This window comes from Streptomyces sp. NPDC004542 (assembly GCF_040610035.1).
GTDB lineage: Bacteria > Actinomycetota > Actinomycetes > Streptomycetales > Streptomycetaceae > Streptomyces.
Genome location: NZ_JBEXLP010000061.1, coordinates 24,014 through 45,226, shown reverse-complemented (window position 1 = coordinate 45,226; position 21,213 = coordinate 24,014). Strand labels below are relative to the sequence as shown.

The 21,213-nt window shown below is 71.3% G+C and carries 19 protein-coding genes, 2 pseudogenes and 1 riboswitch; of the genes and pseudogenes, 10 read left to right on the top strand and 11 right to left on the bottom strand.

Annotation, left to right across the window (positions count from 1 at the left end; genetic code table 11):
- From ABZX30_RS26980 to ABZX30_RS26950, 7 genes and pseudogenes are all read left to right on the top strand, one after another.
- Positions 1–113: pseudogene (locus tag ABZX30_RS26980) on the top strand (glucosamine-6-phosphate deaminase); the annotation flags it as partial.
- 179 nt (positions 114–292) lie between these two features.
- Positions 293–1,057 carry a GntR family transcriptional regulator gene (locus ABZX30_RS26975; protein ID WP_355937870.1) on the top strand — a complete coding sequence of 255 codons (765 nt, stop codon included), beginning with the start codon at positions 293–295 and terminating at the stop codon, positions 1,055–1,057.
- Between the two features lie 134 nt (positions 1,058–1,191).
- Positions 1,192–1,455 carry a DUF3311 domain-containing protein gene (locus ABZX30_RS26970; RefSeq protein ID WP_355937868.1) on the top strand — a complete coding sequence of 88 codons (264 nt, stop codon included), beginning with the start codon at positions 1,192–1,194 and terminating at the stop codon, positions 1,453–1,455.
- Complete coding sequence (gene mctP / locus ABZX30_RS26965; protein ID WP_355937866.1) at positions 1,452–3,062, top strand: monocarboxylate uptake permease MctP; 1,611 nt, start codon at positions 1,452–1,454, stop codon at positions 3,060–3,062. Before ABZX30_RS26970 ends, mctP begins: the two co-directional genes overlap by 4 nt.
- A gap of 328 nt (positions 3,063–3,390) precedes the next feature.
- Positions 3,391–3,897, top strand: coding sequence for a GNAT family N-acetyltransferase (locus ABZX30_RS26960; RefSeq protein WP_355937864.1), 507 nt, complete (start codon positions 3,391–3,393; stop codon positions 3,895–3,897).
- Positions 3,898–3,974: 77 nt separating this feature from the next.
- Positions 3,975–4,053: riboswitch (cobalamin riboswitch) on the top strand.
- Positions 4,054–4,198: 145 nt separating this feature from the next.
- Positions 4,199–6,616: a ribonucleoside-diphosphate reductase subunit alpha gene (locus tag ABZX30_RS26955; RefSeq protein ID WP_355937862.1), complete on the top strand. Its 2,418-nt coding sequence runs from the start codon at positions 4,199–4,201 to the stop codon at positions 6,614–6,616.
- Positions 6,616–7,635: a ribonucleotide-diphosphate reductase subunit beta gene (locus tag ABZX30_RS26950; protein WP_355937860.1), complete on the top strand. Its 1,020-nt coding sequence runs from the start codon at positions 6,616–6,618 to the stop codon at positions 7,633–7,635. Before ABZX30_RS26955 ends, ABZX30_RS26950 begins: the two co-directional genes overlap by 1 nt.
- Here the strand turns inward: ABZX30_RS26950 and ABZX30_RS26945 are convergent.
- On the bottom strand, positions 7,548–7,790 hold the full coding sequence (locus ABZX30_RS26945; RefSeq protein WP_355937858.1) for a hypothetical protein: 243 nt from the start codon (positions 7,788–7,790) through the stop codon (positions 7,548–7,550). The genes ABZX30_RS26950 and ABZX30_RS26945 overlap by 88 nt on opposite strands.
- A gap of 92 nt (positions 7,791–7,882) precedes the next feature.
- Between ABZX30_RS26945 and ABZX30_RS26940 the strand changes: the two are divergent.
- Positions 7,883–8,845: pseudogene (locus tag ABZX30_RS26940) on the top strand (helix-turn-helix domain-containing protein); the annotation flags it as partial.
- Between the two features lie 49 nt (positions 8,846–8,894).
- On the opposite strand, the gene ABZX30_RS26935 reads toward ABZX30_RS26940, so the two are convergent.
- From ABZX30_RS26935 to ABZX30_RS26890, 10 genes are all read right to left on the bottom strand, one after another.
- On the bottom strand, positions 8,895–10,265 hold the full coding sequence (locus tag ABZX30_RS26935; protein WP_355937856.1) for a cytochrome P450: 1,371 nt from the start codon (positions 10,263–10,265) through the stop codon (positions 8,895–8,897).
- Entirely contained in the window at positions 10,262–11,344 is a 1,083-nt protein-coding gene (cyc1, locus tag ABZX30_RS26930; protein WP_355937855.1) for an epi-isozizaene synthase, read from the bottom strand. Before cyc1 ends, ABZX30_RS26935 begins: the two co-directional genes overlap by 4 nt.
- A 246-nt stretch (positions 11,345–11,590) precedes the next feature.
- Positions 11,591–12,241 carry a peptide deformylase gene (def, locus tag ABZX30_RS26925; RefSeq protein ID WP_355937854.1) on the bottom strand — a complete coding sequence of 217 codons (651 nt, stop codon included), beginning with the start codon at positions 12,239–12,241 and terminating at the stop codon, positions 11,591–11,593.
- A gap of 139 nt (positions 12,242–12,380) precedes the next feature.
- Complete coding sequence (locus ABZX30_RS26920) at positions 12,381–13,361, bottom strand: hypothetical protein (RefSeq protein ID WP_355937852.1); 981 nt, start codon at positions 13,359–13,361, stop codon at positions 12,381–12,383.
- 151 nt (positions 13,362–13,512) lie between these two features.
- Entirely contained in the window at positions 13,513–14,787 is a 1,275-nt protein-coding gene (locus ABZX30_RS26915) for an HD domain-containing protein (RefSeq protein ID WP_355937850.1), read from the bottom strand.
- Positions 14,784–16,103 (bottom strand): HD-GYP domain-containing protein, encoded by a 1,320-nt coding sequence (locus tag ABZX30_RS26910; RefSeq protein WP_355937848.1) that lies wholly within the window; start codon positions 16,101–16,103, stop codon positions 14,784–14,786. The genes ABZX30_RS26915 and ABZX30_RS26910 overlap by 4 nt, the downstream gene beginning before the upstream one ends.
- Positions 16,104–16,226: 123 nt before the next feature.
- The gene (gene rsrA / locus ABZX30_RS26905; RefSeq protein WP_355937846.1) at positions 16,227–16,538 is read right to left on the bottom strand and encodes a mycothiol system anti-sigma-R factor; all 312 of its coding nucleotides are present in this window, start codon (positions 16,536–16,538) and stop codon (positions 16,227–16,229) included.
- On the bottom strand, positions 16,535–17,218 hold the full coding sequence (sigR, locus tag ABZX30_RS26900) for an RNA polymerase sigma factor SigR (protein WP_355937844.1): 684 nt from the start codon (positions 17,216–17,218) through the stop codon (positions 16,535–16,537). The genes rsrA and sigR overlap by 4 nt, the downstream gene beginning before the upstream one ends.
- A gap of 256 nt (positions 17,219–17,474) precedes the next feature.
- Positions 17,475–18,107 carry an alpha/beta family hydrolase gene (locus tag ABZX30_RS26895; protein WP_355937876.1) on the bottom strand — a complete coding sequence of 211 codons (633 nt, stop codon included), beginning with the start codon at positions 18,105–18,107 and terminating at the stop codon, positions 17,475–17,477.
- Positions 18,108–18,218: 111 nt separating this feature from the next.
- A complete protein-coding gene (locus ABZX30_RS26890) occupies positions 18,219–19,034 on the bottom strand; it encodes an SOS response-associated peptidase (protein WP_355937842.1) in 816 nt (271 codons plus the stop codon).
- A gap of 50 nt (positions 19,035–19,084) precedes the next feature.
- Here ABZX30_RS26890 and ABZX30_RS26885 point away from each other — a divergent pair, with 50 nt between their 5' ends.
- Complete coding sequence (locus tag ABZX30_RS26885) at positions 19,085–19,807, top strand: M50 family metallopeptidase (protein ID WP_355937840.1); 723 nt, start codon at positions 19,085–19,087, stop codon at positions 19,805–19,807.
- Between the two features lie 73 nt (positions 19,808–19,880).
- Complete coding sequence (gene aroA / locus ABZX30_RS26880; RefSeq protein WP_355937838.1) at positions 19,881–21,206, top strand: 3-phosphoshikimate 1-carboxyvinyltransferase; 1,326 nt, start codon at positions 19,881–19,883, stop codon at positions 21,204–21,206.
- The last annotated feature ends 7 nt before the right edge of the window (positions 21,207–21,213 follow it).

Genomic DNA, 21,213 nt, shown 5'->3' with positions numbered 1-21,213 from the left:
AACTGCACCCCCACGCCACCCTCATCGCCGACGAACCCGCCGCGGCCAAGCTCAAGCACGCGGACTACTTCCGGTACACCTACGCGGGCAAACCGGACTGGCAGGGCATCTGAGACGGGCGTCCGGGAGCGGCACCGCGGCCCTGGACTAGACCAGGGGAAATCACAACGCTATACAGAGGGGATCACGGAGCGTACGGGCGGGCGCCCGACACGCTGAGCCGTGCCACGATGTGAGCCGCGGCCGACGGGCATGTCGGTCGCACGGGCACCCGGAGCCGGGAAGGCAGAGCATGAGCACCGACGTCAGCAGTGCGGAGAACGAGAGCGGCGCCACCGTCCGTACCGCGCGCGTGCCCAAGTACTACCGCCTGAAGAAGCACCTGCTCGACATGACGGAGACCCAGGCGCCGGGCACCCCCGTCCCGCCCGAGCGCACCCTGGCCGCCGAGTTCGACACCTCGCGCACCACCGTCCGTCAGGCCCTGCAGGAGCTGGTCGTCGAGGGCCGGCTGGAGCGCATCCAGGGCAAGGGCACCTTCGTCGCCAAGCCGAAGGTCTCGCAGGCGCTGCACCTCACCAGCTACACCGAGGACATGCGCGCCCAGGGTCTGGAGCCGACCTCGCAGTTGCTGGACGTCGGCTACATCACCGCCGACGGGCGGCTCGCCGAGCTGCTCGACATCACGGCCGGCGGCCGGGTGCTGCGCGTCGAGCGGCTGCGCATGGCCAACGGTGAGCCGATGGCCATCGAGACCACGCACCTGTCGGCGAAGCGCTTCCCTGCACTGCGCCGCAGCCTGGTGAAGTACACCTCGCTCTACACCGCGCTCGCCGAGGTCTACGACATCCACCTCGCCGAGGCCGAGGAGACCATCGAGACCTCGCTGGCGACCCCGCGCGAGGCAGGACTGCTCGGTACGGACGTGGGCCTGCCGATGCTGATGCTGTCCCGGCACTCCCTGGACCGGGAGGGCAAGCCGGTGGAGTGGGTGCGGTCGGTGTACCGGGGAGACCGCTACAAGTTCGTGGCGAGACTCAAGCGCCCGCAGGAGTAGGCGCGTCGGCATCTTCACGCCGCGACCCCGAAATCGGCATACCGATGCGCGGATGAGGTCTTCCGTTGCCGTGACCCCGTCGCCTAGATTGCCTGCGCATTACACAGGTGATCAGCGAGGGACGGAGCTGGGGCATGTCCGAAACGCCTGAAGTGAGACCACCGGTCGTGACACCGGTCCGTGTGATCATCGGACTGTGTCTCGTCGCGCCCTTCGTGGCGATGCTGTGGGTCGGCTCCTACGCCAGGACGGACCCCGCGTTCATCGGTATCCCGTTCTTCTACTGGTACCAGATGCTGTGGGTGCTGATCTCCACCGCGCTGACCATGACCGCCTACCAGTTGTGGCGCCGTGACCAGCGGGCCCGTCAGTCCGCGAAGGGAGGTGCGGCGGAATGAAGGACGGTGTGAACGGTGTCGCGCTAGGCGTCTTCGTCTTCTTCTTCCTGGCCGTCACGGTCATGGGCTTCCTTGCCGCACGCTGGCGCAGGCCCGACAACGAGCACAGCCTCGACGAATGGGGTCTGGGCGGCCGGTCGTTCGGCACCTGGGTCACCTGGTTCCTGCTCGGCGGCGACCTGTACACGGCGTACACCTTCGTGGCGGTGCCGGCGGCGATCTACGCGGCGGGCGCGGCGGGGTTCTTCGCGGTGCCGTACACCATCCTCGTGTACCCGCTGATCTTCACCTTCCTGCCCCGCCTGTGGTCGGTGTCGCACCGGCACGGCTATGTGACCACCTCGGACTTCGTGCGCGGCCGGTTCGGCTCCAAGGGCCTGTCACTGGCGGTGGCGCTGACCGGCATCCTGGCGACGATGCCGTACATCGCGCTCCAACTGGTCGGCATCCAGGCCGTGCTGGACGTGATGGGCGTCGGCGGCGGTGAGAACACCAACTGGTTCGTGAAGGACCTGCCGCTGCTGATCGCCTTCGGCGTGCTGGCCGCGTACACGTACTCGTCGGGTCTCAGGGCACCCGCGCTGATCGCGTTCGTCAAGGACACGCTGATCTACCTCGTCATCGCCGTCGCGATCATCTACATCCCGATCAAGCTGGGCGGATTCGACGACGTCTTCGCCAAGGCGGGCGCGAAGTACGCGGAGGCGAAGGCGGGCGCACTGGTGCCGGCCCCGGCGGGACAGTGGACGTACGCGACCCTGGCGCTGGGCTCCGCGCTGGCGCTGTTCATGTACCCCCACTCGATCACCGCGACCCTGTCCTCGCGCAGCCGCGAGGTGATCCGCCGCAACACCACGATCCTGCCGCTGTACTCGCTCATGCTGGGTCTGCTGGCGCTGCTGGGCTTCATGGCGATCGCGGCCGGGGTGAAGGTCACCAACGGCCAGCTGGCGATCCCCCAGTTGTTCGAGGACATGTTCCCCGACTGGTTCGCGGGCGTGGCCTTCGCGGCGATCGGCATCGGCGCCCTGGTGCCGGCGGCGATCATGTCGATCGCGGCGGCCAACCTCTTCACCCGCAACATCTACAAGGACTTCATCAAGCCGGACGCCACGGCGAAGGAGGAGACCCGGGTCTCCAAGATCGTGTCGCTGCTGGTGAAGGTGGGCGCGCTGGTCTTCGTCCTGACCATGGACAAGACGGTCGCCATCAACTTCCAGCTGCTCGGCGGCATCTGGATCCTGCAGACCTTCCCGGCCCTGGTCGGCGGCCTGTTCACCCGCTGGTTCCACCGCTGGGCCCTGCTGGCCGGCTGGGCGGTCGGCATGGTGTACGGCACGGTCGCCGCGTACGGCATCGCCTCGCCGACGCAGGCGCACTTCGGCGGCAGCGCCAAGGAGATCCCGGGCATCGGGGAGATCGGCTACATCGGTCTGACGGCGTTCGTCCTGAACGTCGCCGTGTCGGTGGTCCTGACCTTCGCCCTGAAGGCGGTGAAGGCCCCCGAGGGCGTGGACGAGACCAAGCCGGAGGACTACACGGCGGACGCGGGCGACCCGGGCGTCCAGGTGGAACTGCCGCCGGCGACGGCGGGAGCGTCCCACTGAACCCTGTCGTCGAACTCCCGTAGTCCGCCGCCCGAAGGGCGGACCGCGCGGCGTCAGGTGCGTGTGCTTCGAGGGTCCCGCGGCCGAAGGCTGGGGGAGTGCCGGGCCCTGCCCCTCGTACGGGATGTACTCGGGTCAGGGCCCGTGGCCGCGCATGGGGGCACCTCCCCCGCCCTTCAGGCCGTGGGGAGCGTGCACGGCGCAGCGCGGCAGGCGGGAGTTCGACGACAGGGCCTACGGCCTCTCGCCCGGATCACGCCGGGCTGTCGGCGGGCCGTCGGGGAAAACCGGCGGCCCGCCGTCGTGTGCGTGGGGCACACTGCCCGCCATGGACATCCGGATCCGCGAAGCAACGCCCGACGAGTACGCCGCACTCGGCGAGATCACCGCCCGCGCCTACCTCGACGACGGCCTCCTCGACTACGGCGAGGGCGACGAGTACCTGCCCGTGCTGAAGGACGTCGCGAAGCGAGCCGCCGCGGCCGAGGTACTGGTGGCGGTGCGCGAGGGCAGGCTGCTCGGCGGCGTCACCTTCGTCCCCGACGGCGGCCCCGTCGCCGACATCGCCGGCCCCGGGGAGGCCGAGATCCGCGCGCTGGCCGTCGAACACGGTGCTCGCGGGCAGGGTGTCGGCGAGGCCCTCGTCAGGGCGTGCATCGACCGTGCCCGCGCCACGGAGGGCCGCACCCACGTCGTCCTGTCGAGCCAGCGCTCCATGCACACCGCCCACCGGCTCTACGAACGTCTCGGCTTCGTGCGCACACCGGAGCGGGACTGGAATCCCGTGCCACACCTGGACGACCTCACCCTGCTCACCTACAAGCTGACGCTCTGAAACCGCCTCGACACAACATCTGGGGGTGGCGTGACAGGCGAGCACAAGATGTATGCTCATGCTCGCTGTCGCCGCAGGGGAATCCGGTGCGAATCCGGAACTGTCCCGCAACGGTGTACTTGTGCACATCCGTGCACAGGAGTCAGTCCGAGGACCTGTCGACAGCGCGCCCCGGCCGTCCCGGTCGGGCGCTGTGACGTCCGGGCCTCGTGGAGTGGGCCGGTGGACGCGACGCCGTGCGCGCTCGTGTGCTGCCCCCTGCCCTCCGCCAGGCCCCCTGCCGAGCGAGGGAGTGCCCCACGTGACCATCGCGCCAGCCGACCCGGCTTCAGCCGCCCCGGCGACCGAGGCGACCCGGGTGGAGTCCGACGGTCCCGGTACCGCGCTGCTGCGGACCCTGACCGAGCTGACCGCCGACCTGCCCGACGCCGACCCCGGCCGGGTCGCCGCCGCCGCGCTGCGCGGCCGGTCCGCCCGCGCCGACGAGGCGGAACTGCGCGAACTGGCCACCGAGGCCGCCGCCGGCCTGATCTCCGAGGACCCTGCCTACTCCAGGCTGGCCGCCCGGCTGCTGACGATCAGCATCGCCGCGGAGGCCGCCTCCCAGGGCGTGACCTCGTTCACCGAGTCCGTGGCCGTCGGCCACCGCGAGGGCCTCATCGCCGACCGCACCGCCGACTTCGTACGGCTGCACGCGGCCCGTCTGGACGCGCTGATCGACCCGGACGCCGACGACCGCTTCGGCTACTTCGGGCTCCGCACCCTGCACAGCCGCTACCTCCTGCGGCACCCCCACACCCGCAAGGTCGTCGAGACACCCCAGCACTTCCTGCTGCGGGTGGCGAGCGGCCTCGCCGAGGACAGCGCGTCCGGCCCGGAGGCGGGGACCCGCTCGGTCGACGAGGTCGCCGCGCTCTACGGGCTGATGAGCCGCCTCGACTACCTGCCCTCCTCCCCCACCCTGTTCAACTCGGGCACCCGGCACCCCCAGATGTCCTCGTGCTACCTCCTCGACTCCCCCAAGGACGAGCTGGACTCCATCTACGACCGCTACCACCAGGTCGCCCGGCTCTCCAAGCACGCCGGCGGCATCGGTCTGTCGTACAGCCGGATCCGGTCGCGCGGCTCCCTCATCCGCGGCACCAACGGGCACTCCAACGGCATCGTGCCGTTCCTCAAGACCCTCGACGCCTCGGTCGCCGCGGTGAACCAGGGCGGCAGGCGCAAGGGCGCCGCCGCGGTCTACCTGGAGACCTGGCACTCCGACATCGAGGAGTTCCTGGAGCTGCGCGACAACACCGGTGAGGACGCCCGCCGTACGCACAACCTCAACCTGGCGCACTGGATCCCGGACGAGTTCATGCGCCGCGTGAACGCCGACGCCGAGTGGTCCCTGTTCTCGCCGGCCGACGTGCCCGAGCTGGTCGACCTGTGGGGCGAGGAGTTCGACGCGGCGTACCGCAAGGCCGAAGCCGAGGGCCTGGCCAAGAAGACCATCCCGGCCCGCGACCTGTACGGCCGCATGATGCGCACCCTCGCGCAGACCGGCAACGGCTGGATGACCTTCAAGGACGCCGCCAACCGCACCGCCAACCAGACGGCCGAGCCGGGCCACGTCGTCCACTCCTCGAACCTGTGCACGGAGATCCTGGAGGTCACGGACGACGGGGAGACCGCGGTCTGCAACCTGGGGTCGGTCAACCTCGGCGCCTTCGTGGACACCGCGGCCGGCGACCTCGACTGGGAGCGGCTGGACGACACCGTCCGTACCGCCGTCACCTTCCTCGACCGCGTCGTCGACATCAACTTCTACCCCACCGAGCAGGCCGGCCGCTCCAACGCCAGGTGGCGTCCGATCGGCCTCGGCGCCATGGGTCTGCAGGACGTCTTCTTCAAGCTGCGCCTGCCCTTCGACTCGGCGGAGGCGAAGGCCCTCTCCACGCGTATCGCCGAGCGCGTCATGCTCGCCGCGTACGAGGCCTCCGCCGACCTCGCCGAGCGCAGCGGCCCGCTGCCGGCCTGGGAGAGGACGCGTACGGCCCGCGGCGTGCTGCACCCCGACCACTACGGCGTCGAGTTCACCTGGCCGGAGCGCTGGGCCGCGCTGCGCGCACGCGTCGCGGCGAGCGGCCTGCGCAACTCGCTGCTCCTGGCCATCGCGCCCACCGCCACCATCGCCTCGATCGCCGGCGTGTACGAGTGCATCGAGCCGCAGGTGTCCAACCTGTTCAAGCGCGAGACGCTGTCCGGTGAGTTCCTCCAGGTCAACTCGTACCTGGTGAAGGACCTCAAGGAACTCGGCGTCTGGGACGCCCGCACCCGTGAGGCGCTGCGCGACGCGAACGGCTCGGTACAGGACTTCGCCTGGATCCCGGCCGACGTGCGGGCGCTGTACCGGACGGCCTGGGAGATCCCGCAGCGCGGCCTGATCGACATGGCCGCCGCCCGGACCCCGTTCCTGGATCAGTCCCAGTCCCTGAACCTGTTCCTGGAGACGCCGACCATCGGCAAGCTCTCCTCGATGTACGCGTACGCCTGGAAGTCGGGCCTGAAGACGACGTACTACCTGCGTTCCCGCCCGGCGACCCGCATCGCCCGTGCCGCCCAGGGCCAGGCCCGGGCCCAAGCCCCGACGACCATCCCCGTCCAGCAGGCCGCCGACCCCGACGCGGTCGCCTGCTCCCTTGAGAACCCCGAGTCCTGCGAGGCCTGCCAGTAATGACCAGCACCACCCGCAACACCCGTCTCCTCGACCCGGGCTTCGAGCTGACCCTGCGCCCCATGCGCTACCCGGACTTCTACGAGCGCTACCGGGACGCCATCAAGAACACCTGGACCGTGGAGGAGGTCGACCTCCACTCGGACGTCGCCGACCTCGCCAAGCTGACGCCGGGCGAGCAGCACCTGATCGGCCGGCTGGTGGCCTTCTTCGCGACGGGCGACTCGATCGTCGCGAACAACCTGGTGCTGACCCTCTACAAGCACATCAACTCCCCGGAGGCGCGCCTGTACCTGTCGCGCCAGCTGTTCGAGGAGGCCGTGCACGTCCAGTTCTATCTGACCCTGCTGGACACCTACCTCCCCGACCCGGACGACCGCGCCGCCGCCTTCGCGGCCGTGGAGAACATCCCGTCGATCCGCGAGAAGGCCGGGTTCTGCTTCAAGTGGATCAACGAGGTCGAGAAGCTGGAGCGTCTGGAGTCCAGGGCGGACCGCCGCCGGTTCCTGCTCAACCTCATCTGCTTCGCCGCGTGCATCGAGGGCCTGTTCTTCTACGGCGCCTTCGCGTACGTCTACTGGTTCCGCAGCCGGGGCCTGCTGCACGGGCTGGCCACCGGCACCAACTGGGTGTTCCGCGACGAGACGATGCACATGTCGTTCGCCTTCGACGTGGTGGACACCGTCCGCAAGGAGGAGGCGGACCTCTTCGACGACGAGCTGCGGGAGCAGGTCACGGACATGCTGCGGGAGGCCGTCGAGGCCGAGCTGCAGTTCGCGCGCGACCTGTGCGGTGACGGCCTCCCGGGGATGAACACCGCCTCGATGCGGCAGTACCTGGAGTGTGTCGCCGACCAGCGCCTCACGCGCCTCGGCTTCGCTCCGGTGTACGGCTCCGAGAACCCCTTCTCCTTCATGGAGCTCCAGGGGGTTCAGGAGCTGACCAACTTCTTCGAGCGGCGTCCTTCGGCGTACCAGGTGGCGGTGGAGGGCACCGTCGACCTGGACGAGGACTTCTGATCCCCGGTCTCTTCCCGTGCCTGCCGGGCCTCCCTGATCCGCCGGTCGACGCGCCGGTCGTGCGCGATGCCGATCAGTGACGGGAGGGCCAGCAGGACCAGGAGTCCGAGGACGACGAGCATGGCGGTCAGGGTTTCTGTCTGCGCGGTAGTCATGACACCACTGTCGCGCCGGATACCCCTTACCGTGAGTGGCAGGACTGCCATGCATCTTCAAATTCCTGCCACCGTGGGGGCACACTGGCAGCATGCTGAAGAACGTGGCGGTCGTGCTGCTGGGCGGCGTGCATCCCTTCGAGCTCGGCGTCGTCTGCGAGGTGTTCGGCATCGACCGCAGCGACGAGGGGCTGCCGGTGTACGACTTCACGGTGGTGTCGGCCGAGGGCCCGGCGCTGGGCACGCACGTCGGCGGGCTGACCGTCTCCACGCCGTACGGTCTCGACCGGCTCGACCAGGCCGATCTGATCGCCGTGCCGGCCGGTGAGGGGTACCACCGCCGGGACTACCCGCCCGCGTTCCTCGACGCCCTGGTGCGGGCCGTGGAACGCGGGGCCCGGGTGCTGAGCGTGTGCTCAGGGGTGTTCGCCCTCGGTGCCGCCGGACTGCTGGACGGGCGGCGCTGCACGGTGCACTGGCACCACGCGGACGAGCTGACCCGGCGGTACCCGCGCGCCCTCGTCGAGCCGGAGGTCCTCTACGTCGACGACGACCCCGTGATCACGTCGGCGGGTACCGCCGCCGGGATCGACGCCTGTCTGCACATCGTGCGCAAGGAGCAGGGCCCGGAGGTCGCCAACAAGATCGCCCGGCGCATGGTGGTGCCACCGCACCGGGACGGCGGACAGGCGCAGTACATCGAGCGCCCGCTGCCGAGGAGCTCCTGCGACACCGTGGGCGAGGTGCTGGCCTGGATGGAGCGGCACCTCGACGAGGAGGTCACCGTGGAGCAGCTCGCGGCCCGCGCCCGCATGGCACCGCGCACCTTCGCCCGCCGCTTCCAGCAGGAGACCGGCACCACCCCCTACCGCTGGCTCCTGCGCCAACGCGTGCTGCTGGCGCAGGAGTTGCTGGAGGGCACGGACGAGACGATGGACACGATCGCCTGGCGGACCGGGTTCGGAACGGCGGCCGCGCTGCGCCACCAGTTCGTCCGGGCGCTGGGCACGACGCCGAACGCCTACCGGCGCGCGTTCCGGGGCCCCGAGGCCGCCTGGGCCGGCCACGGGGCCGGAGCGGGCGCCGGTGCCGGCCGGCCGCCGTTCACCACTCCACGGGCTTGACCAGCAGCCGGTGCGGACGCAGCGTGACGCCCACGCGGGTCGCGTCGTCCGACCCGCCGGCCTGCTCGAAGCGGTACTTCGACGCCACCGTGGCGGTGATCAGGGTCAGCTGGGCCATGGAGAAGTGGTCGCTGGGGCACTTGCGGTTGCCGACGCCGAACGGGCTCATCGCGTACTTGGGCACGTCCTTGGCCCGCTCCGGCAGCCAGCGGTCGGGGTCGAACTCGAGGTGCTCCGGGTAGGAACGCGCGTCGCGCTGGATCGCGTACGGGCTGTAGATGATGTCCGCCCCCGCCGGAATGCGATAGCGGCCCAGCGCGGTGTCGGTCATCGCCCGCCGCGTCAATATCCATACGGCGGGACGCAAACGCATCGCCTCGACGATGAGATTGTTCGTGTGGGTCAGCCGCCGTACGTCGTCGAATCCGACGGGCCGGCCACCCGTCACGGATTCGACCTCGCTCCGCACCCTGGCGGCGTGTTCCGGGTGTTCGGCGAGGATCTGGAGGAGCCACATGATCGTGGAGGCGACTGTTTCGCTTCCGGGGGTGAGTATCGCCACCACCTGATCATGGATCTCCTGTTCCCCGATGGGGTCGCCATTGTCGTCCTTCGCCTCCAGCAATGCCGTCAGCAAATCGTCCGGCTTTTGACCGGACGCGCGGCGTTCGGTGACGATCTCGTCGACCAGGAGATGCAAATCGGCCAGCGCCCGGTTGAATTTCAGGTTGGCCGGAAGCGGCACCCGGTAGAGCGGTCCGAGCGGGACGACCATCCGGCGGTACATGCCCCGGAAGACGGTGGCGAGGGCGACGCACAGCCGCTCGGCCCGCTCGTCCATGTACGCGCCGCGCAGCAGGCAGCGGGCCGCGATGCGCACGGCGACGCGGAAGGACTCGGAGGTGCAGTCGAGGGTCTCGCCGGGCCGCCAGCGCTCGCCCAGCGCGTGCGCCTCCTCCTCCATGATCGGCCCGTAGGCGGGGATCGCGTCGAGCCGGAAGGCGGGCTGGATGGTGCGCCGCTGGCGGCGGTGCAGGGAGCCGTTGGCGGTGGCCACGCCCTCCTTGCCGAGCAGGTCCTCCAGGGACTCCCACAGCGGTCCGGCGATGTGGTAGTCGGGGCTGAGGGCCAGCGCACCGGTGAGATCCGGCGCGGTGACGGCGTACACCGTCTTGGGGCCGAGCCTGAGGCGTACGACGTCTCCGTCGTCGCGCAGCCGGGACATGAAGGCCAGCGGATCGCGGGCCAGTTTCCAGCCGTGGCCGAGGAGCGGGACGGCGCCCCGGGCGAAGGGCGGTTCCGCCGGCTCCGACGCGTCGGGCGTCACGGGTTGCACGGACTCGACGGTCATTTCTCACCTGCCGCTTCGTTGTTGACGTACGGGGGCGTGGACCGGTCGTCCCAGCTGTCGACCATGTACCGGCCGGACTCGTGGTGGAACCAGTAGACGGAGCTGAACCAGTTCCGCATATTGCCGAGACAGGTCCGTACCGCGACGCCGAGTTCCTTTCCCCGCACCGTGCCGTCGTCGAGGCCGTCGGCGAACCGCAAGGCGATCCGCTCCGCCTCCAGGAATTCGTCGATGCATTCCTCGACGCGCCGCCGGACCTCCGCGACCGCCTCTTCCAGAGTGAGTCCCTGATGGGTGATCAGACTGATTCCGAGATTGTGCACCTCGTCGCCCGCTATTTCCTTCGGCAGCGAGCAGAGGTCGTTGTACCACGCGGCGAATTCCTGGCTCAGCAGGGCCGGGCGGCGATAGGCCGGGGATTTCCTTACGACGTCCGGGAGTTCGCGTCCCGCGCTCGGCTCCAGCAGGTCCGTCCATATCCAGTGGGCGAAGGTCAGGCGCCGGAGGGCGAGGTACTCCTCGACCTCGGGGACGCGCCCCTGGGTGCGGTTGCGGAACTCCCGGTCGTACGCCTCGATCACCGCGTGGAAGTGCCGGGCGAACCGCGCGTTCCACGTGTCCGGCAGGAACGAGTACAGCCGCAGCACGCTGTCCGCGAAACCGGCCACCAGAGGGTCCGGGTGGTGCAGGTGATGCCTGGGTGAGCCGAGGGCCGCGTGCAGGCGGAACCTGAGCCGCCGCCAGTCGCCGGCGCGGTCGTGGACGATGTCACGGTCGTGACGGTCGTCCCAGACGAAGAACCACGCGCTGTAGTCGGCTATGGCCTGGAGCACCTCGTCGGGGGCGCCGAGGTAGTACCCGGCCATGAGGTCGGTGTAGCACAGTCCGTCGGCATATTCCGCCACCTTGTCCGCCGGCATGAGCCGTTTTTCGAGCAGCCACAGGCGGGTCTTCTCCTGAAGCTTTGGCCAATACGGATGCAGGTTCCGTGGGAAGGCGTCCTCGATCACCGGAAGGGCGAGCGACGGCGGAACCGCGACCGCCGGTGTCGATGTGGTGCTGCGTGGGAAAGCATGCACGAACAAACCCCTCTCAGCCGCCGGTTGCGCACGCCCCTCCCGCTGTGCCGGGCGTGCGCCGTTGCGTATCCCCGCTCTTCCATTCAGCACTACAACTGACCGGTCTGGGAACGGATTTGCTCCACTCACCACCCCAAGATTCCGGAAATCTCGTGACGAACAAACGAACGACGCCCGGTCGGGACAGATCCTGACCGGGCGTCGTGGCTGCTCTCCTGCGGTCCACCGCACATGCGGGGCCGGGGCTCAGTCGTTGGCGACCACGGGGTAGCGAGGCTCGTTCTCGGCCATCTGACGCAGCGCGTCCTTGCGTTCACGCTTGGAGAGACGGTCGATGTAGAGGTAGCCGTACAGGTGGTCGGTCTCGTGCTGCAAACAGCGTGCGAAGTAGCCGGTGCCCCGCACCTTGACCGGGTTGCCCTTCTCGTCCTGCCCGGTGACCTCGGCGTAGTCGGGCCGGGCGAGCGGCGCGTACGCCGTCGGGACCGACAGGCAGCCCTCGTTGCTGTCGTCCAGCCGGCGCCTGTCGGCGGGCAGGTCGACGAGCTTCGGGTTGCAGACCACGCCGACGTGCCGCACGCCCTCGTCGTCCTGGCAGTCGTAGACGAAGACCTTCAGGTCGACGCCGATCTGGTTGGCGGCCAGGCCCACGCCCTCGGCGGTGCGCTGGCTGGCGAACATGTCGGCCACCAGCTCCTGAAGCTCCTCGCCGAACTCGGTGACGTCCTTGCACTCCTTGTGCAGCACCGGGTTGCCGACGACCGTGATCGGCCGCGAGGTGCCGCGCTCGCGCCAGGAGGTCTCGCGCTCCTCACAGTCCTCCGTATCGACGACGAAGCCCTCCTCGTCGACGGGGAGCACGCCCGCGTGCTGCTGATCGGTGTCCTGCTGGGCCATGACCGACGTACGCCTTCCTCGGAAAAACGGGGGTGCGCGCCTCAGGTGCGCTGCTGATACAGGGTAAGGGGGATGCGCCCCCGAAGGAGCGCGGGGAACCGCGCTGCCGGCCACGGCGGCACCGCTGCGGCCCACCGGCCTAACAGACTTCCTCCAGATCCCGCCAGTCCCTGGAATCCGGGCTGTCCGCGACCCACCCGTCCAGGAGTCCCCGGACCAGTGCGGCCGGCGCGGCCACCCCGCACTCGCGCTCGGGCACCCACAGCTGCCCGTCGGTCCGGTGCCCCAGCGGACCGGGGTGTCCCGGCTCGCTGTGGTCGTGGGGGTCCAGGTGAACGCCGTCGCCCTCGTCGGACGGCATCCGGGACTCGGAGCACATGCGGCACAACAGCCGCACGGACGACGACCAGTCCTCCGCCGCGAAGCCGGCGTCGGCGGCGAGCCGCTCCAGGGCGTCCCGGTCGGCCTCGGTGGCGGCCTCCAGGAGCACCACCCAGGTGGGCACCGGCGAGGGCGCCCACAGCTCGATCTCGTCGAACACGGGGTAGGCATGCCCGGCGGCCGTGGTCCGCTCGCCGTGCGGCACACCGTCGTGGAGCACGACCTCGCCCCAGCGGCGTCCGGACGAGGGAAGCGGAATGGAGAGCACCTCGATCCGCGCCGGATCGAGCCTGCGGCCCCACACGACCTCGGCCTCGCCCTCCGGCGACAGCCGCACGGCAGCGCTGCCCAGGTCCATCCCCAGGGGCTCGCCGGAGGCGGTGGCCCCTCCCGGCACCTTCAGCCCGTAGGCCTGCCAGGCCCGGCGGGCCAGCGGCCAGTCCTGCAGGGCAGTGGCGGCGATGCCCACGTTCCACCAGTCCGGCGCCCCGGTCTCCCGGTCGAGCAGTGCCACCGCCCTGAGGCCCGCCGCCCGCGCCTGCTCCCAGTCGTGCCGGAACTTGTGCAGCAGGGCGAGGTTGAACCAGGACTCCGACAGCCAGGGCTCCAGGTCGGCGGCGCGCGTCAGCAGCTCGCCCGCGTCCTCGTACCGGCCGTCCCCGATCAGGGTGAACGCCCGGTCGGTGGCCTGCCGCCAGGAGGCGGAGGGCCGGTGCCGTCCCTTGCCGAAGATCCTCACGATTCCCGCCTGCCAGTTCCAGTTCCGCACAGTGGGCTGGCTTGTGCCCCCGGACACCCTCTCCCTCGCATCCAACCACGTACGCAGGCCAGGGCGCTCATTACCCATCGGTTACCCGGCCCGCGGCAGGGTCAGCCGGTCGCCCGGGCCGTCACCCGCCACCAGCCTGCCCGAGGCCGCCCCGGAGCGGAACACCCCCAGGCACCCCGAGCACGCCGCCCCGCTGGTGCCACAGCACCCGCGCGAGGGACTCCACGACCTCGGGCGCGTACTCCCCGGCCGTGCCGAGCCGCAGTTCCTCCAGCGCCTTCAGCGGCCCGCCGGGCCCGGCGTCCCGCGTCTTCTCCTCGTAGGCGTTCACGGCCCGGACGATCCGCGCGGCGAGCGGCTGCTCCGGGTAGGGGTCGGCCTGCCGCTCCACGACCACGGCGACCGCCGCGTCCACCCCGGTCTGGCGTACGACGGCCCCGCCGAGCAGGGCTATGCGCCGCTGCTCCTCGGCGGGCAGCACCGCGGTGGCGCCGGCCGGCACCGGGTCGACGAGGCTGAGCTGGCCGATGTCGTGCATGAGGGCCGCGTACTCCAGCACGGTCAGCTCGGGCCGGGTCAGCCCCAGGTCGCGGCCGACGGCCCGGCTGAGCGCGGCGACCCGGTGGGCGTGCCCGGCCGGGGTGCAGCCGGCTATCTCGGTCGCCCGCGCGAGGGAGGCGATGGTCTGCCGGTAGGTGGCGCGCACGGCCGCGTACCTTCGCAGCGACTGCTGGGTGAGCAGCAGGGGCAGGCAGAAGACGGGCAGCGCCCACAGGCCCGCGACGGCGACCGCGAGCGCGATCACCGCCCCGGTCGCGCACACGGCCGACCCGATCCCGACCAGTCCCCGCAGCTCGTCCCTGAGGAGCGGAGCGAACGGCCAGCGGCTGCGGGAGTGTGCCAGCGCGGCGGCCAGCAGGGCGTCGCACAGCGCGGTGAGGGAGAGCAGCGCGATCAGCAGCAGCGCGTAGGCCGGTCCGCTCCAGGTCTCGAACACGCCCCGGCCGTAGAGAGGTTGGAAGCAGACGGCGGCGAAGCCGACGGTGAGGACGCGGCGGGCCAGGTGGTCGAGTGTCCCGGTGCGCCCGCTCCAGATGTGCGGCACGTTGCCCAGCAGGGCGGCGGCGAGGACGACGGCGACGACCTGGGGCGCGCCGTGCCGGGCGGCGTGCCCCGCCTCCTCCCCGAGCAGTGCGTAGGCCATCGCCCCGGCGGCGCCCAGCGGTGCGGCCTCGCGCACCTGGGCGCCGGTCCACCGGGTGAGTTCGCCGACCGTGACGAGCACGCCGAAGGCGAGGGCGGCTCCGCGTTCGCCCAGGCCGGTCCAGAGGGTGTCGGCGAGGGCGGCGGTGGCGACGAGGGCGGCGCAGGCGTGGACGATGCGCAGCGCGGTCATGGCCGCGCTCCGGTCCGGCGGCCGGCGACGGGTTCGGACGGTGCCGTGGCGCCCTCCGGCTCGTCGGCGGTGACCGCGGGGCGCCAGCCGTGCCGGCCCAGGGCCCGGGCCAGCGCGGCGACCATCCGGGGGTCGAACTGCGTCCCCGCGCACCGCTGGAGTTCCTCCACGGCGGCCGGTACGGGCCGGGCCCTGCGGTAGGACCGGGTGGACGTCATCGCGTCGAAGGCGTCCGCGACGGCGACGACCCGGGCGCACTCGGGGATCTGGCCGCCCACCAGCCCGTAGGGGTATCCGCTGCCGTCGATCCGCTCGTGATGGTGCAGGATCGCCGCGCGTGCCTCGCCGAGGAAGGAGATGCCGCGGACCATCTCGTGGCCGTATTCCGGGTGCAGCTCGATGATCCGCCGCTCCTCGGGGGTGAGCGGTCCGTCCTTGCGGAGCAGCCGGGTGGGCACGCCGAGTTTGCCGACGTCGTGCAGGATCCCGGCGAAGCGCAGCACTTCGACCCGCTGGTCGTCCATGCCCAGTTCGCGGGCGATCAGCACGGACGCCTGCCCGACGCGCTCGCTGTGCCCGCGGGTGTAGCCGTCCTTGATGTCGACGGCCTGCACCAGTGCGCGGATGGTCGCCTGGTGGGCGGCGCGCTCCCGGTGGTACTGGGCGAACACCCACCAGGACACGTACATCGGCAGCAGCACGAGCAGCGCGGCGACCGGGCCGTACGGACTGCGCCACAGCACGGCCATCATCAGCCCGGCCAGTCCGTGCACCCCGATCGGTGCCAGGGAACGGGACAGCGGCCCCCGCCAGGCGCGGCGCGCCGGCACCCGGCCCTCGACGGCCAGCATCCCGCCGTCGAGGGCGGCCAGCACCAGGCAGAACGCCGGCACGGCGGCCACGGCGGGCAGCAGGGCGTACGGGAAGTCCGGGGCGACGACCGCGGCCCGGCCGCCCAGCGTCCAGTGCACCCGGGCCGCGCCCCACACGGCGAGCGCGAGCCGGGCGGCCCGCCAGATCCGCCGCGCGGTCGCGGGCCGCCGGCCCACGGGGGCCAGCAGTGCGCCCGGCAGCGGCACGAGCGCGGCGGCGGGCGGGGGGAGCAGGAACGCCCCGGCGAGCAGGACGGGGTAGACCGGGTGGAACGCACCCGGGAAGCGGCGCCGTACGGCGTGCTCGCAGGCCGCGTACAGCGCGGCGAGCAGGGCGACCACTCCATAGGGGGCGCGGAGTGCGGGCAGCGGCAACAGGCAGAGCAGCGCGAGCAGGGCGATACCGGCCACATAGCCGCGTACCCGTGCCGGAACCGCCTCCATGACCCCTCCCCCGACCATGCCCTTCCAGGCAGTCGGAGCCTAGGCCTGAAGTCGGGGGGGTCGGGGGCCTATGACCCGGGGATTAGCACGTTCGGGTGATGACCTGCCGGTCAGGAATCCTGGTCAGGACTCCTGGGGCCTGACCGGTCCGGCCGTCACGTCGTGCTCGGGGACCGCCTGGCCGGAGCGGATCAGGTCGATCCGCCCCATGACCTTGGCGCGCAGGTCGGTCGGCACGTCGTCATGTCCGCAGCACCGCTTGACCAGCTTCTTCACGGCCTGTTCCAGACCGTACTTCTCCAGGCACGGCGAGCATTCCTTGAAGTGCTGCTGGAACTTGTCGCGATCGACGTCCGGCATCTCACTGTCGAGGAACTCGTAGAGGTGATCGAGTACCTCACTGCAGTCCGTCTCGTGCGGCTCTCCGCAGCTCATGAGCCCGAGCCTTTCGCTTCGTTCGACTCCCCGGCGCCGGCCGGGACCAGCCCACGCTCGCGGGCGTAGTCCTCGAGCATGCCGCGCAGTTGACGGCGGCCCCGGTGCAGCCGGGACATCACCGTACCGATGGGTGTCCCCATGATGTCCGCGATCTCCTTGTACGCAAAGCCCTCTACGTCGGCGAGATAGACGGCGATGCGGAATTCCTCGGGGATCGCCTGCAGCGCTTCCTTCACGTCCGAGTCCGGCAGGTGGTCGAGCGCCTGCGACTCGGCCGAGCGCAGACCGGTCGACATGTGCGACTCGGCACGGGCGAGCTGCCAGTCCTCGATCTCCTCGGCCGCGCTGCGCTGGGGCTCGCGCTGCTTCTTGCGGTACGAGTTGATGAAGGTGTTGGTGAGGATCCGGTACAGCCACGCCTTGAGGTTGGTGCCCTCGCGGAACTGGTGGAAGGACGCGTACGCCTTGGCGTACGTCTCCTGCACCAGGTCCTCGGCGTCGGCCGGATTGCGTGTCATGCGCAGGGCGGCCGAATACATCTGGTCGAGGAATTCGAGCGCGTCCCGCTCGAAGCGCGCGCTGCGCTCCGTGGTCGACTCCGCGCTGATGCCCTGGCCCTCGGGCAGCTCCGCCTGGCCGTTGTCGGTCCCTGCGTCCGTCCCAGTGACCGGACCCACCTCCTCAAGATCGCGCGTGGGGCCGAGGCCGGACCCACTCGATTCGGAGGATAGACGACGACCGGTGCCTGCCGCCGCTCGAACAGGAGCGGTCCTGGCCGCGTGCAGCACTGACCAGTCCAAGTCAGGACGGCTGCTGCGGCTCGGGCAGATGGTCGAACCCATGCGGCGGACTTCCTCTCCTACGGCATCTGTGCTGGTGGCTCAGCACTTCCGTCCGCCACAACAGTGCCGCCGTGCCGCGCATTCCCGGCGGTCAGCCGAGTGACGCGATCCACTCGACGACCGCGTCGGTGATGACCTCCCACGCCCGCTCCTGGGTGATCCCCGCCCGCTTGGGCACGGCGAAGCCGTGATCGCCGTACGGCACCTCGACGAGGCCGTGGGGCCCCTCGGGGAACTCCTGCGGCCGCCCGAACGGATCGTTGCCGCCCTGCACGACGAGCGTCGGCACCCCGGCGCCCAGCAGTTCGCCGGCGCGGGACTTCTCGGGCCTGCCCGGCGGGTGCAGGGGGAAGCTGAGGGCGAGCACGGCATGCGCGCCGAGTTCACCGGCCGTACGGCAGGCGACCCGCGCCCCCGCGCTCCGCCCGCCGGAGACCACCGGCAGTCCCTGCCCGGCGACCACGGGCCAGATCCCGCGCCACCCGGCGTCGAGCGTCCTCGGCGCGGGCGCCACCTTCCGGCCCGCCACCCGCCAGGGCTGCTCGACGAGCGCGACGCTCACCCCGTGGCCCGGCAGGGCCACGGCGAGCGCCTGCAGGTCCCGCGCCTCGACACCGCCCCCGGCGCCATGGCCGAGGGCCAGCACGAGCTTCGGCTTCCCGGCCGGGTGCCAGGTGACACGGGCGGTTCCGGCGTCGGTGTCGACGGTGTCGGTACGGCTCACGATCTCCACACGCGCCAGCCTAGCCACGGCCGTCCGGACGCCGGCACGGCCGCGGGCGGTCGTGCCGCCGGGGCGGCACGGGTGGGCGGCGGGGGCGCTCCCGGGCCCCGCTCAGAACAGCGTGCCCTCCTCCGGCCCCTCCAGTTCCTTCAGCAGCTCAGGGCCGTTGTTGCGCACATTGCTCACCGCCGTGGACACGGGGTACGCCCGCATCAGCCCCGCGGGGGGCGGCTCCAGCAGCGCGCGCAGCTCCTCGACGTCGGTACGGGAGGGGTCCAGCCAGGCGTCCCACCGGTCCGGCGTGAGCATCAGCGGCATCCGGGGATGGATCGCGGCCAGCGAGTCCGGTCCCTCCGCGGGCGCGACCGCCAGCGGCGTCCGTTCCGCCTCCGTGGTGATCACCGAGCACGTCACCCACCAGGCCTGCGGATGGTCGTCCGGCAGCGTCCGGTCCCGCCAGAACTCGTACAGCCCGGCCATCGCGAAGACCGACCCGTCGGCGGGCAGCACGAAGTACGGCTGCTTGCGCGGCCGCTTCTTCTTCCCCTCGACCTCCAGGTCCCGCTCCTGCCGGCCGGTGACCCACTCGTAGTAGCCGTCGGCAGGCAGGATGCAGCGCCGGGTGGCGAAGGCCCGGCGGTAGGACGGCTTCTCGTGCACGGTCTCCGCCCGCGCGTTGATCATCCGCGCGCCGCCCTCGGGCGACTTGGCCCAGGAGGGGACCAGACCCCACGTGAGCCTGCGCAGTTGGCGAACCGGGTCCGGGTCACCGGCGTCCTTCACAGGACGGTCCAGGACCGCGTAGACCTCCTTGGTCGGAGCCACGTTGTAGTCCGGCTCCAGGGTCTCCTCGGGCTCCCACTTCTCGATTTCAAAGATTCCCGCGAGATCCTCGGGCCCACGACTCGCCGCATACCGTCCGCACATACGTGCCACACTGCCAGACTCCGCACCGCGACAGGGAGCAACCACCGAACATGCAGAGCACCGCCGCCACCGCGCTGCCCGACCTCTGGGACCGCCTCATGGGGACCCAGCCGGACCCCGACCTGTGGGTGGTGCTCGCCACCCTGGTCGCGGCACTCGCGGTGGTCGTCCCGCACACCCTGTGGCGCGTCTCCCGCAACGCCATCACCATCGCCCACGAGGGCGGCCACGGCCTGGTCGCACTGCTCACCGGCCGCACCCTCACCGGCATACGGCTGCACTCCGACACCAGCGGCCTCACCCTCAGCCGGGGCAAGCCGCACGGCATCGGGATGATCCTCACCGCCGCCTCCGGTTACACCGCTCCCCCACTGCTGGGCCTCGGCGGCGCCGCCCTGCTGGCCGCCGGACGGATCACGCTGCTGCTGTGGCTGGCGACCGCGCTCCTGGTGGCGATGCTGGTGATGATCCGCAACGCGTACGGCGTCCTGACGGTGGTCCTGACGGGCGGGACCTTCCTCCTGGTCTCCTGGCTGGCCGGCTCCCAGGTGCAGGCCGCCTTCGCCTACGCGGTGGTGTGGTTCCTGCTCTTCGGCGGCGTCCGTCCGGCGTTCGAGCTCCAGGCGAAGCGGTCGCGCGGCGGCGCGGGCGACTCCGACGCGGACCAGCTGTCCCGGCTCACGCACGTCCCGGCGGGCCTGTGGCTGTTCCTGTTCCATGTGGTGTCGCTGTGCTCGCTGATCGGTGGCGGCCGCTGGCTGCTGGGCATGTGAGGCTCGCGCGGCCGGCCCCGACGGGCCCGCGGCCCGGCAACGCCCCCGACCGCCCGCCATTAAAGTGGGGCCCATGGCCCCGAACGACGCCCACACCGCCCTCTGGCCCGCCCCGCACGCGAGCGGAGCCGTCGACGCGACGGTCCACGTGCCCGGGTCCAAGTCGGTCACGAACCGCGCCCTGGTGCTCGCCGCCCTCGCCTCCGAGCCCGGCTGGCTGCGCCGCCCGCTGCGCTCCCGCGACACGCTGCTGATGGCCGGCGCCCTGCGCGCGATGGGCGTCGAGATCGAGGAAGGGGTCGGCCCGGACGGCACGGGTGAGGCCTGGCGCGTGCTCCCGACCGGCCTGCACGGCCCGGCCACGGTCGATGTCGGCAACGCCGGCACCGTCATGCGCTTCCTGCCGCCCGTCGCCGCGCTGGCCGACGGCCCCGTCCGCTTCGACGGCGACCCCAGGTCGTACGAGCGCCCCCTGAACGGCGTCATCGACGCGCTGCGCGTGCTCGGCGCCCGGATCGACGACGACGGCCGGGGCGCACTGCCGCTGACCGTGCACGGCGGCGGCGCGCTGGACGGCGGCCCGGTGTCGGTCGACGCCTCGTCCTCGTCCCAGTTCGTGTCGGCGCTGCTGCTGTCCGGCCCCCGGTACAACCAGGGCGTCGAGGTCCGCCACACCGGCGCCACGCTGCCCTCCCTGCCGCACATCCGGATGACCGTCGACATGCTGCGCGCGGTCGGCGCCCAGGTGGACACCCCGGAGTCGGGCGGCGAGCCGAACGTCTGGCGGGTGACCCCGGGCGCGCTGCTCGGCCGCGACCTGACCATCGAGCCGGACCTGTCCAACGCCCAGCCGTTCCTGGCGGCCGCGCTGGTCACCGGCGGCAAGGTGCTGATCCCGGACTGGCCGGCCCGTACCACCCAGCCGGGTGACCGGCTGCGCGAGATCTTCACCGAGATGGGCGGTTCCTGCGAGCTGACCGAGTACGGACTCGCCTTCAGGGGTTCGGGCTCGATCCACGGCATCGACGTGGACCTCGGCGACGTCGGCGAGCTGACCCCGGGCATCGCCGCGGTCGCCGCACTCGCGGACTCCCCGTCGACGCTGCGCGGCGTGGCCCATCTGCGGCTGCACGAGACGGACCGGCTGGCCGCGCTGACCAAGGAGATCAACGAGCTGGGCGGTGACGTCACCGAGACGGCCGACGGCCTGCACATCCGGCCGCGCCCGCTGCGCGGGGGAACCTTCCACACGTACGACGACCACCGCATGGCGACGGCCGGCGCGATCATCGGGCTGGCGGTCGACGGTGTGCGGATCGAGAACGTGGCGACCACGGCGAAGACCCTGCCCGACTTCCCCGAGCTGTGGACCGGGATGCTCCGGAGCGACAGGGCGTAGGGGACTC